The sequence below is a fragment of the Stenotrophomonas sp. 05L414_2 genome, from assembly GCF_056397905.1.
The window spans coordinates 1-17,245 of the sequence record NZ_JBFTOJ010000003.1 but is presented as its reverse complement, the minus strand read 5'-3'; the positions used below and the strand labels follow the sequence as shown (position 1 = coordinate 17,245).

Here is a 17,245-nt window from a genome sequence, read left to right as displayed (position 1 = left end):
ATTGCATGTAACGTGCGCTGATTCATTTTTTCTGCGATGCAGCATGCCGCGCGGATGACCCATCAGGACCCGGTGGGCAGGTCCACCCTACGCCCACGCAGGGACAGCGCAGCCCCTGTCGCACAGGGACCGCCGCCGCTGGGCGGGGCAAGGTGAGGAGGTCACCGCGGCAGGCTGGCAGGCGCGCCGTGCAGTGTCGGTGACGGGATCTGCCCGTTCAGGAAACGAAGGCGTCGACGCGGCGACGCTGGTCAGTAGCGCCAGTCGAGCTTGCGATAGGCCTTGGCCATCACCCACGCCGGGCCGATCAGCAGGTAGGTCAGGTCGGTCAGGAAGCTGGGCTTGCGGCCTTCGAACTTGTGGCCGATGAACTGCGCGATCCAGGCGACGACGAATACGCCGATGGCCAGCGAGCGCAGGTTGTGCAGGCCGATTTCCGCTTCCAGCAGCCGGCACAGGCAGCCGAACACGAAGAACTGGATGAGCATGCCGATGCCCAGCGGACGCGACAGCTTGTTGTAGAAGCACCACGCGCTGAACATCGCGAACGCCGACCAGATGCCGTACTGGAACCAGGTGATCAGCGGCGGCACGCACCACAGCAGGGCCACCACCGACCACAGGATCGCCGGCACCGCCACCACGTGGATGCGCTGGTTGACCACATTGCGGTGGTCGTCGGAGTAGCTGGCGAAATAGCGGTCGATCGGACGCGCAAGCTGGGTGCTGGTCTGCATGTGGCCAGCATACCCCGGCCGGGGCCGGCAGTAGAGCCAGGCCATGCCTGGCTGCAGGTTCGCGGGGTTGCCGGCCAGCGACCGGCACTGCCAACCGTCAGTAGAGCCAGGCCATGCCTGGCTGCACGTTCGCCGGGCTTGCCGGCCAGCGGCCTGCACTACCGCATTCAGAACGCCCCCGCCACGCGGGCCGGGGCGCAGGGGAATCAGTCGACGCTGATCCCGGCCAGGCGCTGCAGCGCCTCGGCATACTTGGCGCGGGTGCGCTCGATGATCTCCGCCGGGATGCTCGGGCCCGGGGCGGTCTTGCCCCAGTCCAGCGTCTCCAGGTAGTCACGCACGAACTGCTTGTCGTAGCTCGGCGGGCTGGTGCCCACTTCGTACTCGTCGGCAGGCCAGTAGCGCGAGGAATCCGGCGTCAGCATCTCGTCCATGATGTACAGGCGACCGTCGGCGTCGGTACCGAACTCGAACTTGGTGTCGGCCAGGATGATGCCGTGCTCGCGTGCGTAATCGGCCGCGAACTTGTAGATGCGCAGCGTCGCGTCGCGCACCCGCTCGGCCATTTCCGCACCGACCGTCTTCACCATCGCGTCGAAGTCGATGTTCTCGTCATGGTCGCCAACGGCGGCCTTGGTCGAGGGGGTGAAGATCGGCTCGGGCAGCTGCTCGGCCTGGCGCAGGCCGTCGGGCAGCTCGATGCCGCTGACCTTGCCGGTGCGCTGGTAGTCCTTCCAGCCGCTGCCGATCAGGTAGCCACGGGCGATGGCTTCCACCGGTACCGGCTTCAGCTTGCGGGTGACCACCGCGCGCTTGGCGTACAGGGCCGCGTCCACGCCCTCGGGCAGCACGCTGGCCACATCGATGCCGGTCAGGTGGTTGGGCATCAGGTGCGCGGTCTTGGCGAACCAGAAGTTGGACACCTGGCAGAGCATCTCGCCCTTGCCCGGGATCGGGTCGGGCAGGACCACATCGAACGCCGACAGGCGATCGGTGGCGACCATCAAGAGGTAGTCCCCCGGTGGGGTACCGGCCGGCAGTCGCTCGCGCGGGATATCGAACACATCACGCACCTTGCCGCGGTGGCGCAAGGGCAGGCCGGGGAGATCGGATTGCAACAGCGTGGTTGGCACGGGCACTCCTGGGGCTTCGTCGAGACGGCTGCCCAGGGGACCCGGCGGGCCCGCAACTGGTCAGCGGGCGGCCTAGTGTAAAGCGGTCCGGGCCCGCTGTGACGTAAAATGAGCGTCCATTTCGTCGGCCGACCCCGGAGCGCCATGCGCTGGTACGGAAAACTGCTCGGATTCATCGCCGGCGCCCTGCTGTTCCGGCCCAATCCGCTGTTCGGCGCGGTGGTCGGCCTGTTGCTGGGGCATGCCTTCGACAGCGACTGGTTCCGCCTGAACAAGGAGAACCCGTACCGCGAGCTGGGGCTGACCTCCGAGGCCACCGATGCCGAGGTCGAGCGCGCCTACCGCAAGCTGATCTCCCAGTACCACCCCGACAAGCTGGGCGGCGCCGCCCCCGAGCTGCAGCAGCAGGCCGAGCAGAAGTCGCGGCGCATCAACGCCGCCTACGACCGCATCAAGACCCTGCGCAAGCGCTGACCCCATTGCCCCGCCTGCGGGCGGGAGACCCCTTTCCCCGTTCCGAAGGCCCCGGCCATGTCCAACTGCCTCATCGCTCCTTCCATCCTCTCGGCCAACTTCGCCCGCTTGGGCGAGGAAGTCGACAACGTCCTGGCCGCAGGTGCGGACTGGGTCCATTTCGATGTGATGGACAACCACTACGTGCCCAACCTGACCATCGGCCCGATGGTCTGCCAGGCGCTGCGCAAGCACGGCGTCACCGCGCCGATCGACGTGCACCTGATGGTCGAGCCGGTCGACCGCATCATCCCGGACTTCGCCGAGGCCGGTGCCACCTACATCAGCTTCCACCCGGAGGCCAGCCGCCACGTGCACCGCACCATCCAGCTGATCCGCTCGCTGGGCTGCAAGCCGGGCATCGTGCTCAACCCGGCCACCCCGGTGGACATCCTCGACTGGGTGCTGGACGACCTCGACCTGGTGCTGCTGATGTCGGTCAACCCGGGCTTCGGCGGCCAGGCCTTCATTCCGTCGGCCTTGGACAAGCTGCGCGTGGTGCGCCAGAAGATCGATGCCAGCGGCCGTGACATCCGCCTGGAGATCGATGGTGGCGTGAAGGCCGACAACATCGGCGAGATCGCCGCCGCTGGCGCCGACACGTTCGTCGCCGGCTCGGCCATCTTCAACGCCAAGACCAGCTACCAGGACGTGATCGCGCAGATGCGCGCCAACGTCGCTGCAGCGCGCTGACAAAAAGGGGACGGAGGGGATTAAGCTCGCTTAATCCCCTCCGTCCCCTTTTTTCTGCTCATGGCACTCCTGAACATCCGCCCGGCCACCGTCGCCGACGCCGGCCTGATCCTTCGGTTCATCCGCGAACTGGCGATCTACGAGAAGGCAGAGCAGTCGGTGCAGACCGATGAGATCGGCATCGCCGAAAGCCTGTTCGGCGCCGACGCCACCGCCCGCGCGCTGGTCTGCGAGGCGAACGGCGAAGCCATCGGCTACGCGGTGTATTTCTACAACTATTCCACTTGGCTGGGGCGCAAGGGCATCTACCTGGAAGACCTGTACGTGAGCCCGGAAAAACGCGGCTCCGGCGCGGGCAAAGCGCTGCTGAAGTACATCGCCCGCCAGGCGGTAGCTGAAGGTTGCGGTCGCTTCGAATGGTCGGTGCTGGACTGGAACACGCCGGCCATCGAGTTCTACACCGCAGCCGGGGCCAGACCGCAGGACGAGTGGACGGTGTACCGGTTGGAAGGTGAGGCGCTGAAGGCATTCGCCGGGTAGGCCGTTTCCTGGTGACTGGTGTGCCGATGAAATACGCCATTGCCGCACTCCGCCAGCGGCTGCCGGCCTCGATTGCTGTCTGCAGGCAGGCGCTGGAGGCTGCCGGCGGCGACCTGTCACAGGCGCACGCCTTGGTGGTTGATCAGCTCGTGGCCGATTACGGGCACCGCACAGGGTTGGGGGTCGCCGAGGCCGCCATCGAGCTGCAGGCCGCTGGCCATGACGTGGAACGCGCCATGATGCTTTGGCGTCGCCGCCACCCATCACCGCCGCCGCGGCCATTCGCGGCGCTTGAAAAGGGATGGGCGCTGGCAGCGGAGCTGGCTTCGGTGGACACCGGGTTGCGCTGCTTCGCCCATGTCATTCCTGGCGAACAAGACACCTACGAGCTGCGCATGATCACCCATGCCGCACGCTTCACCGAGACCGCCTATGGCTTCGACTACGACTACGCCATGCAGGACGCGCAGACCCGGGTGGAACGCAGGTTCGTGACCGGAATTCCGGCGCTCAACCTTCTGTTGCAGGAGTACGCAATTGATGAAGCGATGTTGTGCAGCATCGATGCCTTCGACAGCTGCCTCCTGCACGGTCCCATCGAGGCTTACCTGTGAGCCGGCCTCTACACCCGCGCGATGGGTAAAAAAAAGCCACGCCAAACACTGGCGTGGCCTTGCTGCATGCGTGGGAGGCTGATCCTGCCTCCATCCGTCGTCCCTGCTATGGCCTTCCATTCTCCCGGTGGCCGATGACACCTGCATGACATGCCGCGCGGGCGAGCCCAGCGCCCTGACCTGAACGGTGGCCGCTGCCTTTCACTGGCCCCGAACGCGCGGTTGCTAGCCTGTGCCGCCCTTCCCTGGAAGCACCGCATGAGCACCCCCCGCTGGCGCCTGATCCTCAACGGCAAGTCCGCAGGCAACGATGACCTGCGCGAGGCCGTGGGCCACTGGCGCGAACGCGGCGTGCAGCTGGAAGTGCGGGTGACCTGGGAAGACGGTGATGCCGAGCGCTACGTCGCCGAGGCCATCGACCACGGCGTGGACGTGATCGTGGCGGCCGGCGGCGACGGCACGCTCAGCGCGGTCGCCGAGACGCTGGCGCATCGCGACGAGCCGGCTGAGGCGCTGCCTTCGCTCGCGCTGGTGCCGATGGGCACCGCCAACGATTTCGCCACCGCTGCCGGCATTCCGGTGGAGCCGCAGGAGGCCTTCGCACTGGTTGCCAGCGGCCACCCACGCCCCATGGACCTGCTGCGCGTCGATGCCGACGGCAAGCCATGGTGGTGCGCCAACCTCGCCAGCGGCGGCTTCGGCACCCAGGTCACGGTGGAAACCGATGCCGGCTTGAAGAAGATGCTCGGCGGCCTGGCCTATGTCATCACCGGTATCGCCAAGCTCGGCCGCATCGAACCCATCACCGCACGCCTGAGCGGGCCGGACTTCCAGTGGGAAGGTGGGTTCATCGCGCTGGGTATCGGCAACGGCCGTCAGGCCGGTGGCGGCCAGCAGCTGTGCCCCCAGGCACTGATCGATGACGGCCTGCTGGACGTCACCGTGGTGCCGGAACTGGAGGGTGAAGTCGCAGCCACCCTTGGACAGATGCTGACCGGCGGCAAGGAGGCGGCGCTTGAACGTGTCGCCACGCGCGCGCAGCTGCCGTGGCTGCAGATCGACGCACCGCAGCCGTTGACGTTGAACCTGGACGGCGAACCGGTGCAGGCACGCCGCTTCCGCATCGACTGCGTGGCGGGCAGGGTGCGGATGCATCTGCCGGATGACTGCGTGCTGCTTTCCGGCAGCTGAGACAGGAATCAGAGCAGCGGAATGTCTTCTTCCTTGCTCGGGAATTTGAAGGCCTCGCGCTTCCTGCGGATGTGTTCGGGCATCGGCGGGCGGGGGATGTTGCGCTCAGCCAGCCATTGCTGGCATTTCTTCTGCCACGGCAGGTTGTCCGGCGTGGTGATTTCCCAGTAGATGTCCTCGACCATCTTCTGCCGGCCAGGCTGGCTGGACCCTTCCGGCTTTGCAATCGCTGGATCAGCACCATGTTCCAGTAGCCAGTAAGCGTAGTCGAAGCCGCCTCGCGTCGTGTACCAGCTCAGGACCGTGTCATCGCCCAGGTCCAGGCTTGATTCATTGATGTTGGCCCCGTTCTCAATCAGTACCTGGATGTTCTTCCACTGATTTCCGCTGAGGAATGCCTGCAGCAGTAGAGTCTCGTTGGCTGAGTTGCGGGTGTTGGGGTCTCCGCCATGCTTCAGGAGCAGCTCCAGGAAGCGAGGGTCGTCCATCTTTGCCGCGTAGACCATCGCATTGTTGTAACCAAGCCTGCGCCCGTCCACCGTCTTGTATACGCGTGCATTCGGATCTGCGCCGTTGTCCAGAAGTGCACGTAGCCCATCAAGATTCTTCGCGCGAAGGGGCCACGCCACCAAGGGGATGCCAGCATCGCGAGCGAAGGCCTTGTCGGGATCGACGCCTTCGTCCTTTACCAAGCGCGTGATCGTGTCGGCATCCCCTTGCTCGCTGGCAACGGCCAGCTCAAGCGCCTTGCCCTTGAAGTAGCTGCTGGCACCATGCGTTGACTGTGGCGTGCAGCCCGGAATCAGAAACAGCGCTGCTGCCAGAAGGGCGGGATACGCAATGATGCGACGCAGGTGAACGTCCATGTCAGAGCTCCTTACAGCAGCGGAATGTCTTCTTCCTTGCTCGGGAATTTGAAGGCCTCGCGCTTCCTGCGGATGTGGTCGGGCATCGGCGGGCGGGGGATGTTGCGCTCAGCCAGCCATTGCTGGCATTTCTTCTGCCACGGCAGGTTGTCCGGCGTGGTGATTTCCCAGTAGATGTCTTCGACCATCAATTGCCGAGCAGATTTGCCCGAACTTTCCGATACGTGCTCGGGAATGGTGGGGTCTGCGCCGTGCTCCAGCAACCAGTAGGCGTAGTCGAATCCGCCTCTTCCTGTGTACCAGCTCAGAACAGTGTCGTCTCCCAGGCTTCTGCGGTTGGATCCATTCACGTCTGCGCCGTGATTGACCAAGGTCTGGACATTCTTCCACTGGTTCCCGCTGATGAAGGCTTGGAAGAGAAGCGTTTCATTGTTGACGTTTCGTGTGTTGGGATCTCCACCGTGCTTCAGCAGCAATTCCAGGAACCGAGGGTCGTCCATCTTTGCTGCGTAGACCATGGCGTTGTCGAACCTGATCAGTTCTCCGTGCATCTGTTTCGATTCACGCGCATTGGGGTCTGCTCCGACATCGAGCAGTGCTTTGAGTCCCTCGATGTTGCGGGTCCGCAGCGGCCATGCAATCAGAGGGATTCCATCCCGCGTTGAAAACGCTTTGTCCGGGTTGACGCCTTCTTCCTTTACGAGGTGGTGTATAGCATTGGCGTCGCCGTCTTCAGCAGCGATGGCGAGTCGTAACGCAGCACCCTCGAAATAGTTTTCGGCATCACGTGCAGACGTTCCAGAGCACCCCATCACAAGCAGAAGTGTGATCCATGCCACGCTTGCGAGGAATTTTGTCGTCATATTGTGAAGAATGACGGTCATGTTTTTCCTATCGATTCGCTGATGAGGTGACACTAGCAAAAGGTTCTGGTAATCCATAGGTGCTGCGAAACAGGCGGCACTTCAAAGTGCAATGGAGATTGCCATGAGTGGTTCGGAGAACGAGACGCGTGCGCGCGCAGTCAACGAGCAGAATCTTCTCGTACAGAAGTTGCGCGAAAGTGGGAATGAAGAAGAGGCCGAGCGCCTGCAGGAAACCTACCATGCGCGTGAAATGGCGGGACTGGCTGCTGATGTGTATAAGTCGGCGAAGCACGAGGGAGAGCCCCCGGTAGGATGGACGCGCGCAAGTAGTGATCCCGACACACTCCGTAAGGCCGGTATCAACATCTCGGACGCCGAACTCAAGGAAATGCTTCAGCCGAGGAGGTCCGGATTCCGTGCCGAAATCTACATCCCGGACAAGCGCGTCTTTGGCGAGGATGCGAAACCTGTCGTGGTCTACAAGGGATCTACGGGTGAGATTGTTGACCCTCTCGCGCCCGATGGAAAACGTGAATCCGGCGGCGAGGATTTCCTCAACAACGGCCAGCAGGGCATCGGCATGCGCAGCGATTACTACGATCGCGCGATGGAACTTGCCGTAGCCATGAACAGACGCCTGCCCGGTGGCTTCGAAATCGCCGGTCACTCCCTCGGTGGCGGCATGGCGTCCGCCGCCTCCGCAGTCACCGGCGCACGTGCCACTACGTTCAACGCCGCCGGCCTGCATCCGGCTACCCCGGCACGTTTCGCCAAGGRCAACGGCCTGCCAACCTTCGATACGCAGCAGACCGTGCACACCTATCAGACCACCGGTGAAGTGCTGAACGATGTGCAGAACGGCATGCACCGCCTGAGCGAGCAGCAACGTCGTGGCTACGGCGTGCTTGCCAACGAGCTGGGCATGGTGCTGAAGGATCCGGCCATGCAGAAGGTCGTCGGTGAAAAGCTGCGCGAGATGCTGCCCCCGGGGGCGCAGACCTCCGCCGCACAGTTCATCGAACAACTGGCGAGCCAGCCGGGCCAGCAGGCGCTGCGCGATATTCCGCTCGCGGCAGGGCGCCTGGAATTGTTGCTTGAGCCCAAGACCCGCGATGCGCAAGGGGCGCTCGTCGATCGCCCGCACGTGGCGCCGCCCAGCCAGGTGGCGGAACTGGCGGGGCCGTTGTCCACTGTGCTGCACGCCACGGCCTACGGCATGCGTAGCGGTCGCCTGGCCGGCGAGCAGGTCGAGCGGGCGGGCGCTGCCACTGCCCAGGTGCTGGACAGAACGGGCGATGGCGTCGAGCGTGTGCTGAAGACCGAAGGCATGGTCATCGGCCAGGTAGTGAACATGGGCTCGGCCAGCCTGCAGTTGGGTACCCGGGCGACGAGCACGGTGGTTGCTTCGGGGCGCGAACTGACCGGAAGCATCGAATCCACCCTGCACCGCGTCGAATCGCAGACCCGCTCCCATGGTCTCTCCGCACTATCGTGGGTCGCTGGCCGGGTGGGCGCGGACAACGTCGCCGGCAGGCTTGCCAAGCAGGCCGAAGACGTCCGTGACCACGGCGAGCAACATGCGCAGCATGCGACGAAACAGGCCCTTGCCGATGCCGCAGGCACGCGCGCGGCGGGCGAGCGCGTGGCCGCCGCCATCAACCACGACGGCCAATGGGTCGCTGGCAAGCTGCAGAACGGGTTCGCGACCGCTGGCGCCCACGTTGACCGCGGCTATGACCTGGTGGCCTCCCATGTGAAGGGCATTACCGACAAGGCGCCGATCACCCTGTCCGCGGTAGGGGGTGCTGCGGTGGGCATCGGGGCTGCTGCTGCGACCCACTTGCCGACCGGCAACCTGGTGTTGGACGCAGCGAAGCTGCACAACCTCGACAAGTCCGAACGCGTCATCCGCGGAATGATGCCGGCCTTCAGTGAGGCGACCGCCCGCCATGGCATGGATCCGACGGTCATCCCCAGTCTGGACTCGGAACTGATCAAGCAGGAGGCCGCCGCCCGGAAACTGGTCGAGCGGCCCCCGCACGTCCAGGCTGCCGCCGAAAGCCGGCAGGCCAGCCGTGCCGCCGAACCCTCGGCGCAGGCGATCGGCATCGACCATCCCTCCCATGCCGGCAACCCCCTGTTTGTGGGAGCCCAGACCGGGGTCCACGCGCTGGACCGCGCCCACAACCGGGTGCCTGACCTGCAGAGCGACCAGCTCGCCGGCGCACTGGCCGTGCAGGCCAGGCGCGAGGGGCTGGAGTCCATTTGCCACGTGGTGCTCAGCGACGACCACAGCCGCGCCTTCGCGGTGGATACGCCCGACCTGAACGCCGCGCACCGTCGACATGCCCACGTCGAAGTGGCGGCGGGCATGGCCCAGCCGTTGAGCGCGAGCACCGCCCAGATGGACGCGATCAATGCCACTCGCGAGCAGGCGCAGGGGGTGTCGCTGGCCCAGCAGCAGGTGCACGAGACCCAGGAACAGGCACGGCGGATGGGCTAGGGCGGCGCAAACCGCCCGTCGCCAAAGGGTTTCCCTGCGGCCAAAGCTGCGATACAGTCATTGGGTGTCCAGCCTGACGACCCCGCATACCCTTTCTTCCGCACGCCGTTGGTGGCGATGGTGGCCTGTTGCCGTCGTCCGTCCCCATAACGCTGTGTCCCGGAAGGAAAGTCGTCTTGATCTCGCACGCTCAGTTTCAGCAGCAGGCCGCTGAAGGCCACACCCATATTCCCGTTGTCCGCGAAGTGCTGTCCGACCTGGACACGCCGCTTTCGGTCTATCTGAAGCTCGCCGACGGCCCCAATACCTACCTGTTTGAATCCGTCGAAGGCGGCGAGCGCTTTGGTCGTTACTCGATCATCGGCCTGCCGGCACGTCGCGTGTACGCCTTCCACGGCCACACCCTGACGGTGCGCGAGGACGGCCAAGTGGTGGAAACCCGCGAGGTGGCCGATCCGTTTGCCGAGGTCGAGGCGCTGCGCAGTGCTCACTCGGCGCCGAAGCTGGAAGGCCTGCCGGGCTTCACCGGTGGCCTGGTCGGCTGGTTCGGGTTCGAGTGCATCGGCTACATCGAGCCGCGCCTGGCATCGCCGGCCGGCCGCGACGAACTGGGCACTCCGGACATCCTGCTGCTGCACTCCGATGAGCTGGCGGTGTTCGACAACCTGAAGGGCCGGCTGTACCTGATCGTGCACGCCGACCCGCGCGTCGAAGGCGCCTTTGAACAGGCCCAAGCGCGCCTGGACGCATTGGCGGCCAGGCTGCGCGCGCCGGGTGCCGGCTATCCGGCACCACTCACCAGCGACGTGCTGGACGAGTCCGATTTCGTTTCAGGTTTCACCCGCGAAGGCTTCGTCGATGCGGTCCAGCGCAGCAAGGAGTACATCCGTGCCGGCGACATCTTCCAGGTGGTGCTCAGCCAGCGCCTGAGCGTGCCATTCAAGGCGCGCCCGGTGGATGTGTATCGCGCGCTGCGTGCACTGAATCCGTCGCCGTACATGTATTTCCTCGATGTCGGCGACCTGCAGGTGGTCGGCTCCTCGCCGGAAATCCTGGTGCGTCTGCAGGACGGTGAAGTGACCGTGCGCCCGATCGCCGGCACCCGCCCGCGCGGCGCCACGCCGGAACTGGACCAGGCGCTGGAAGTCGAGCTGCTGGCCGATCCGAAGGAACGCGCCGAGCACTTGATGCTGATCGACCTGGGCCGCAACGACGCCGGCCGCGTGTCCAAAGCCGGTACCGTGGAAGTGGGCGAGCAGTTCGTGATCGAACGCTACAGCCACGTCATGCACATCGTCAGCGAAGTGACCGGGCAGCTGCAGCCGGGCCTGAGCTACGCCGACGTGCTGCGCGCCACCTTCCCGGCCGGTACGGTCAGCGGCGCGCCGAAGATCCGCGCGCTGGAAGTGATCCGCGAACTGGAACCGATCAAGCGCAATGTCTACGCTGGCAGCATCGGTTACATCGGCTGGCACGGCGATGCCGATACCGCGATCGCGATCCGCACCGCCGTGATCAAGGACGGCCGCCTGTACGTGCAGGCCGGCGCCGGCATCGTCTACGACTCGGACCCGGACAAGGAATGGGACGAGACGATGAACAAGGGCCGCGCGCTGTTCCGTGCCGTCGCCCAGGCCGCCAAGGGCCTGTGAGTTTCCCCGTGCTGTGGCCTGCGCCGCAGCACCCCTCGCTGTTTCCGTTCAAGACAAGGAGTACCGCATGAAGCTGCTGAGCGCATTGCTGTGGTCGTCGCTGCTGGCCACGATGGCCCCGTCTGCCTGGGCGCAGGCCAACACCATTCCCTCGCAGCCGCACCTGCTGGTGAAGGGCGAGGGCGCGCGAACGGTGATGCCGGACCGGTTCACCGTCGAACTGCTGGTCAAGTCCACCGATCTTCAGCCGGATACAGCGCGCTCGCGCGTGCAGGGCAATGTCGATGCGGTGCTGGGTGCGTTCAAGCGCAACCATGCACTTCCGGCAAGCGTGGTGGCGGACAACCTGACCATCCAGCCGGACTACCGCTACAGCGTGCAGGGCAAGCAGGAATACTTGGGGACACGGGTGAGCCGGCGGCTGAAAGGCAGCTTCGGCACCACCGGCGACCTGCAGGCCTTCCTGCGCGCGGTCGATGCCAGCGATGACCTGCAGATCAGCAGCATGCGGCCTGGCTACTCGAAGGAAGCCGCACTGCGTGGCGAACTCAAGGCCGAAGCGGCAACGCAGACACGCGCCTCCGCCAAGCACCTTGCCACGGCCTATGGCGCGCGCATCACCGGCCTCTACAGCATCTCCGACGTGGCCCCGAACTTCGCCTACGGCGTGCAGGCAGGCAACTGGCCCCGCAGCGGCGATCTGGTGACGCCGCCTTCGCCGCCCTCGCCCGAGGCGCCGATGAACAGCATCGAGACCACGGGCTCGCGCCTGTCCGAATCCATCGAAGCCGGCCCCATCACCTACACCGAAAACGTGTACGCCATTTTCCTGATAAGCGACGGAACCTGACCATGTTGTGGATGATCGACAACTACGACAGCTTCACCTACAACCTCGTGCAGTACCTGCAGACGCTGGGTGCCGAAGTGAAGGTGGTGCGCAACGATGCGATGAGCGTGGACGAGATCGCCGCGCAGAAGCCCGAACGCATCGTCATTTCGCCCGGCCCGTGCACGCCCAACGAAGCGGGCGTGTCGCTGGAGCTGATCCGGCGCCTGGGCCCGACCACGCCGATCCTCGGCGTGTGCCTGGGCCACCAGGGCATCGGCCAGGTCTACGGCGGCACGGTCATCCGCGCCGGCAACATCATGCACGGCAAGACCTCGCCGATCCGCCATGAAGGCAAGGGCGTGTTCGCCGGCCTGCCGGACGGTTACCAGGCCACCCGCTACCACTCGCTGGTGGTGGACAAGAACAGCCTGCCCGACGCGCTGGAAGTGACCGCGTGGACCGAGAACGAGGATGGCTCGATCGAAGAGATCATGGGCCTGCGCCACCGCCAGTTCCCGGTGGAGGGCGTGCAGTTCCATCCCGAATCGATCCTCACCGAGCACGGTCACGCGCTGCTGCGCAATTTCCTGCAGCGCCCGGCTGCCTGATCCAAGGAGTATTCCGATGAGCTTCTCCCCCCAGGAAGCCCTGCAACGCACCATCGAACACCGCGAAATCTTCTTCGACGAAATGGTCGACCTGATGCGGCAGATCATGCGCGGCGACGTCTCGCCGATGATGACCGCCGCCATCCTCACCGGCCTGCGTGTGAAGAAGGAGACCATCGACGAGATCGCCGCCGCGGCGACGGTGATGCGCGAATTCGCGCTGGCCGTGCCGGTCGCCGATACCACCCACCTGGTCGACATCGTCGGCACCGGTGGCGATGGCTCGCATACGTTCAACATCTCAACCTGCGCGATGTTCGTTGCTGCAGCCGCCGGCGCGCGCGTAGCCAAGCATGGCAACCGCAGCGTGTCGTCCAAGTCCGGCAGCGCTGATGCGGTCGAGGCATTGGGCGCGGCGATCGAGCTGCAGCCGGCGCAGGTGGCGGCGGCCATCGAACAGACCGGCATCGGTTTCATGTTCGCGCCGATCCACCATCCGTCGATGAAGGTGGTGGCGCCGGTGCGTCGCGAGATGGGCGTGCGCACCATCTTCAACATCCTCGGGCCGCTGACCAACCCGGCCAGCGCACCGTCGGTGCTGATGGGCGTGTTCCATCCCGACCTGGTGGGCATCCAGGCGCGCGTGCTGCGCGAGCTGGGTACCGAGCGTGCGATGGTGGTCTGGGGCCGCGACAACATGGACGAGATCTCGCTGGGCGCCGGCACCCTGGTGGGTGAGCTGCGCGACGGCAAGGTGCGCGAGTACGAGATCCATCCGGAAGACTTCGGCATCGCCATGTCGGCCAGCCGCAACCTGCGCGTGGACGGCCCGGAGCAATCCATTGCCATGCTGCGCGCGGTGCTCGACAACGAGCCGGGTCCGGCGCTGGACATCGTCGCCCTGAATGCGGGCGCAGCGTTGTACGTGGCCGGCGTAGCCAGCGATATCGGCGACGGCCTGGCCCGCGCCCGCGCGGTCATCGCCGATGGCAGCGCCCGTGCCCGCCTGCAGCAGTATGTCGATACCACCCGCGCGCTGGTTGCCTGAGCGCGCGGTTCAGCCTGACCCACCCGATGGCCGATAATGGTCGTCCTCACCGCCCCAGCACCGACCCGACGACGATGAGCGATATCCTGCAGACGATCCTGGCCCGCAAGGCCGAAGAAGTAGCCCAGCGCCGCGCCCAGCGGCCGCTTGAGGAGCTGCAGGCCGCGCTGGCCGATGCGCCACCGGTGCGCGGTTTCGTGCGCGCGCTGCAGGCCGCGGTGGCCAATGGCGATCCGGCGGTGATTGCCGAAGTGAAGAAGGCCAGCCCGTCCAAGGGCGTGATCCGCCCCGACTTCCGCCCGGCCGACATCGCGGTCAGCTATGAGTTCGGCGGCGCCAGCTGCCTGTCGGTGCTGACCGACGTGGATTTCTTCCAGGGGGCCGACGTCTACCTGCAGCAGGCCCGCGATGCCTGCACGCTGCCGGTGCTGCGCAAGGACTTCGTGATCGACGCCTACCAGGTGGTCGAGGCGCGCGTGCTTGGCGCCGACTGCATCCTGCTGATCGTCGCTGCGCTGGACGATACGCAGCTGGCCACGCTGTCCGAACTGGCGATGTCGCTGGGCATGGACGTGCTGGTGGAAGTGCATGACATCGACGAACTGGAGCGTGCGCTGCAGGTGCCGGCGCCGATGATCGGCATCAACAACCGCAACCTGCGCACCTTCGAAGTGTCGCTGCAGACCACGCTGGACATGCGCCTGGCCGTGCCGCGCGATCGCCTGCTGGTCACCGAGAGTGGCATTCTTGGCCCGCAGGACGTGGCGCTGATGCGCGATGCCGGCATCCACTCGTTCCTGGTCGGCGAGGCCTTCATGCGCGTGGAAGAGCCGGGTGAGGGTCTGCGTCAGCTATTCTTCGCAGCATGAAAACGCACTATCCAACGCCGCGCGAGGATGCGCCGCTGGTGGTCTTCGACTTCGACCACACCCTGTATGACGGCGATTCGGGCACCCACCTGTTCGCCTCGCTGATCAAGCGCAACCCGCTGCGGATGCTGGCGGCGCTGCTGGTCACCCCGATCGCCGGGCCGATGGTGGCGATGCTGCCGACCCGCCGTGCCGGTATCTCGGTCTATGTCTGGATCGGCAGTTTCGGGCTGCACCGCGCGCGTGAGTTCAACAAGGTGATCGACGCCTACGTGCTGCGCAACGAGGCGCAGATGCGCGCCAAGCTGTTGCCACAGGCGCTGGAGGTGTTCGCCGCGCATCGTGCCAAGGGCGACCGCGTGGTGGTGGCCACCGGTGCGCCGCCGGAGTTGGCCCGTGCGATCCTGGCCTTTGTCGCTCACCAGGACGTGCCGGTGATCGGCACCGAAGTGGGGCCGCGTCTGGGCGGGGTAGGGCCGACCCGACACTGCCACAACGAAGAGAAGATGCGCATGCTGCGCGAGCGCGGCTACGGCGACATCGACATCGCCTATTCCGACAGTACCGCCGACCTTCCGCTGCTGCTGGCGGCGAAAGCGCCGGTGGTGGTCAACCCGAAGCCGGCCAAGGTGGAATTCTTCCGCCGCGTGCTGCCGGCCGGCACCCGCATCCTCAACTGGGGCTGCGTGGACCGCGGTGGCGAGAAGGCGTAATCGATCCCGCCTGCCCGCCGGGCAGGGACCCGGTAGTGCCGGCCGCTGGCCGGCAACCTGGCAAGCGTTTCCGCAGTTCATGAGGTTGCCGGCCAGCGGCCGGCACTACCGAAGCCCGCGCGGGTAGYGCCGGGCCACGCCCGGCGGGCGGTCAGCGGCCCAGGTACCCGAACAGTGCATGGCCCACCTGGAACAGGCTGATGCCCAGCACCAGCACGCCCACTGCGACCAGCACCCAGCGCTCCTTCACCCGCTTCACCAGCACCGCCGCCACCGGCGCGGCCATCATGCCGCCGATCAACAGGCCGGCGACGATCTGCAGGTGCTGCACCCCCATCGACAGCAGGAACGTGGCCGAAATGGTCAGGGTGACCACGAACTCGGCCGCGTTGACGGTGCCGATGGTGGTCCTGGCCTGGCCACCGCGGGCGAGCAGGGTGGAGGTGGCCACCGGGCCCCAGCCGCCGCCGCCGCTGGCATCGAGCAGGCCAGCGAAGAATCCCAGCACCGGCACCCGGCGGATCTCGCCCTTGGGCATCCAGCGGCCGGCCGCGCGGGCCAGGATGATGATGGCTAGCACCAGCAGGTACAGGTAGATCAGCGGGCGGATCAGGTCGCCAGGGACCTGTGTCAGGACGTACGCGCCGAGTGCACCACCCAGTGCGCCGGGCAGGGCGAGGCGGAAGAACAGGCGTTTGTCGACATTTCCTGCTACCAGATGCGACACACCGGATGCGCCGGTGGTGAACACCTCAGCGGTATGGACGCTGGCGCTGACCTGTGCGGGAGGCAGCCCCATGCTGAGCAGCACCGATGAAGAAACCAGCCCGAATGCCATGCCCAGCGCACCATCGACCAGCTGTGCGCCAAGGCCGATGAGGATGAACCACCAGAATTCGCTGCTCAGTTCCATGGATCGAGCCTAGCGGAAGCGGGTGTGCGGGACATGCGATGGCACGTCGCACGTATGGCGACCCGCCGGGCATGGCCCGGCGCTCCCGGCGCAGATCCTGTGGTAGCGCCGGGCCATGCCCGGCGGACACCGGGTGGTCAACGGGTGCCGTACAGCACCACGGTCTTGCCGCGGGCGTGCAGCAGGCCGTCGGTCTGCAGCTTCTTCAGCACCCGGCCGGCCATTTCGCGCGAGCAGCCGACCAGGCGGGCCAGTTCCTGGCGTGAGACGCGCAGCTGGCTGCCCTGCGGATGGCTCATCGACTCCGGCTCCTGCGCCAGATCGTGCAGGGTGCGCACGATACGGTCGGTGACATCCAGGAACGCCAGGCGGCTGGCCTTGCGGCTGGTGTCCAGCAGGCGCTTGGAGATCTGCTGGCCCAGCGCGTACAGCAGGCGCGGGGCATCGGCCGACAGCGGGCCGAGGAACAGCTGATGCAGGCGCTCGTAGCTGATTTCAGCCAGCTCACAGGCGGTGCGGGTGCGCAGGATCACCTCGCGGCGGTCCGACTCCACGAACAGGCCCATCTCGCCGACGAACTCACCGGCGCCGAAATAGCCCAGCACCAGCTCGCGGTCCTCCTCCTCCTCGGCCATGATCGAAACCGAGCCGCTGATGACGTAATACAGGGTTCCCGCCGGGTCACCGGGTCGGAAGACGTCGGTACGGGTGGGATAGCGCCGCCGGTGGCTGTGTGCCAGGAAGCGGTCGATTGTTGCGATGTCCAAGGCCAATGGGCTGCTAGCTAGGCGCACGGTTGACACGATAGGGGCGCTCCCTCTGCGCATGAACGGATTCACGGGGTCGATAGCGGAGCTTAACCAGCGCAATTGTTAAGGGCAAACAGTGTGCCAGAACCTGAGCGTCTTCACGTTCCCCCTGGAGACACTTATGCCGCATAATTCCCCCTTTCCC

18 protein-coding genes are annotated in these 17,245 nt (G+C 65.8%); 12 read left to right on the top strand and 6 right to left on the bottom strand.

Translation table 11 applies throughout. The features are described 5' to 3' along the window. Positions 1-251: 251 nt before the first annotated feature. Together AC1DJN_RS01005 and AC1DJN_RS01000 are read right to left on the bottom strand one after the other, a co-directional pair. A complete protein-coding gene (locus AC1DJN_RS01005; protein ID WP_025874603.1) occupies positions 252-737 on the bottom strand; it encodes an Mpo1 family 2-hydroxy fatty acid dioxygenase in 486 nt (161 codons plus the stop codon). Between the two features lie 206 nt (positions 738-943). Beyond that, positions 944-1,870: a phosphoribosylaminoimidazolesuccinocarboxamide synthase gene (locus tag AC1DJN_RS01000; protein WP_032976644.1), complete on the bottom strand. Its 927-nt coding sequence runs from the start codon at positions 1,868-1,870 to the stop codon at positions 944-946. 144 nt (positions 1,871-2,014) lie between these two features. Between AC1DJN_RS01000 and AC1DJN_RS00995 the strand changes: the two genes are divergently transcribed. The 5 genes from AC1DJN_RS00995 to yegS all read left to right on the top strand — a co-directional run bounded on the left by AC1DJN_RS00995 (position 2,015) and on the right by yegS (position 5,421). Then, positions 2,015-2,344: a J domain-containing protein gene (locus AC1DJN_RS00995; RefSeq protein WP_025874605.1), complete on the top strand. Its 330-nt coding sequence runs from the start codon at positions 2,015-2,017 to the stop codon at positions 2,342-2,344. A 57-nt stretch (positions 2,345-2,401) separates the two neighbouring features. Beyond that, a complete protein-coding gene (rpe, locus tag AC1DJN_RS00990) occupies positions 2,402-3,076 on the top strand; it encodes a ribulose-phosphate 3-epimerase (RefSeq protein ID WP_025874606.1) in 675 nt (224 codons plus the stop codon). Positions 3,077-3,136: 60 nt separating this feature from the next. Then, positions 3,137-3,616: a GNAT family N-acetyltransferase gene (locus AC1DJN_RS00985; protein ID WP_025874607.1), complete on the top strand. Its 480-nt coding sequence runs from the start codon at positions 3,137-3,139 to the stop codon at positions 3,614-3,616. 26 nt (positions 3,617-3,642) lie between these two features. Beyond that, on the top strand, positions 3,643-4,230 hold the full coding sequence (locus AC1DJN_RS00980) for a hypothetical protein (protein WP_033832404.1): 588 nt from the start codon (positions 3,643-3,645) through the stop codon (positions 4,228-4,230). Between the two features lie 258 nt (positions 4,231-4,488). Continuing rightward, the gene (yegS, locus tag AC1DJN_RS00975) at positions 4,489-5,421 is read left to right on the top strand and encodes a lipid kinase YegS (RefSeq protein WP_059065388.1); all 933 of its coding nucleotides are present in this window, start codon (positions 4,489-4,491) and stop codon (positions 5,419-5,421) included. An 8-nt stretch (positions 5,422-5,429) separates the two neighbouring features. On the opposite strand, the gene AC1DJN_RS00970 is transcribed toward yegS, so the two are convergent. Then, positions 5,430-6,287 carry an ankyrin repeat domain-containing protein gene (locus tag AC1DJN_RS00970; protein WP_282279462.1) on the bottom strand — a complete coding sequence of 286 codons (858 nt, stop codon included), beginning with the start codon at positions 6,285-6,287 and terminating at the stop codon, positions 5,430-5,432. Between the two features lie 11 nt (positions 6,288-6,298). Next, the gene (locus tag AC1DJN_RS00965) at positions 6,299-7,171 is read right to left on the bottom strand and encodes an ankyrin repeat domain-containing protein (protein ID WP_282279461.1); all 873 of its coding nucleotides are present in this window, start codon (positions 7,169-7,171) and stop codon (positions 6,299-6,301) included. 103 nt (positions 7,172-7,274) lie between these two features. On the opposite strand from AC1DJN_RS00965, the gene AC1DJN_RS00960 reads away from it, so the two are divergent. From AC1DJN_RS00960 to AC1DJN_RS00930, 7 genes are all read left to right on the top strand, one after another. After that, positions 7,275-9,656, top strand: a complete 2,382-nt coding sequence (locus AC1DJN_RS00960; protein ID WP_478038597.1) for a Tle-like phospholipase domain-containing protein — start codon at positions 7,275-7,277, stop codon at positions 9,654-9,656. Positions 9,657-9,832: 176 nt separating this feature from the next. Beyond that, positions 9,833-11,308 (top strand): anthranilate synthase component I, encoded by a 1,476-nt coding sequence (gene trpE, locus AC1DJN_RS00955; protein WP_282279459.1) that lies wholly within the window; start codon positions 9,833-9,835, stop codon positions 11,306-11,308. Between the two features lie 67 nt (positions 11,309-11,375). Continuing rightward, a complete protein-coding gene (locus AC1DJN_RS00950; RefSeq protein ID WP_032976650.1) occupies positions 11,376-12,158 on the top strand; it encodes an SIMPL domain-containing protein in 783 nt (260 codons plus the stop codon). A gap of 2 nt (positions 12,159-12,160) precedes the next feature. Next, positions 12,161-12,748, top strand: a complete 588-nt coding sequence (locus AC1DJN_RS00945; RefSeq protein WP_025874614.1) for an anthranilate synthase component II — start codon at positions 12,161-12,163, stop codon at positions 12,746-12,748. A 16-nt stretch (positions 12,749-12,764) separates the two neighbouring features. Then, complete coding sequence (trpD, locus tag AC1DJN_RS00940) at positions 12,765-13,796, top strand: anthranilate phosphoribosyltransferase (protein WP_025874615.1); 1,032 nt, start codon at positions 12,765-12,767, stop codon at positions 13,794-13,796. A gap of 74 nt (positions 13,797-13,870) precedes the next feature. Continuing rightward, entirely contained in the window at positions 13,871-14,665 is a 795-nt protein-coding gene (trpC, locus tag AC1DJN_RS00935) for an indole-3-glycerol phosphate synthase TrpC (RefSeq protein WP_059065380.1), read from the top strand. After that, positions 14,662-15,378 carry a haloacid dehalogenase-like hydrolase gene (locus AC1DJN_RS00930; protein ID WP_282279457.1) on the top strand — a complete coding sequence of 239 codons (717 nt, stop codon included), beginning with the start codon at positions 14,662-14,664 and terminating at the stop codon, positions 15,376-15,378. Before trpC ends, AC1DJN_RS00930 begins: the two co-directional genes overlap by 4 nt. Before the next feature lie 151 nt (positions 15,379-15,529). Here AC1DJN_RS00930 and AC1DJN_RS00925 read toward each other — a convergent pair whose 3' ends face one another. Together AC1DJN_RS00925 and crp are read right to left on the bottom strand one after the other, a co-directional pair. Then, positions 15,530-16,291 (bottom strand): sulfite exporter TauE/SafE family protein, encoded by a 762-nt coding sequence (locus AC1DJN_RS00925; RefSeq protein WP_025874618.1) that lies wholly within the window; start codon positions 16,289-16,291, stop codon positions 15,530-15,532. Positions 16,292-16,428: 137 nt separating this feature from the next. Then, on the bottom strand, positions 16,429-17,118 hold the full coding sequence (gene crp / locus AC1DJN_RS00920) for a cAMP-activated global transcriptional regulator CRP (RefSeq protein ID WP_025874619.1): 690 nt from the start codon (positions 17,116-17,118) through the stop codon (positions 16,429-16,431). Positions 17,119-17,245 lie beyond the last annotated feature (127 nt).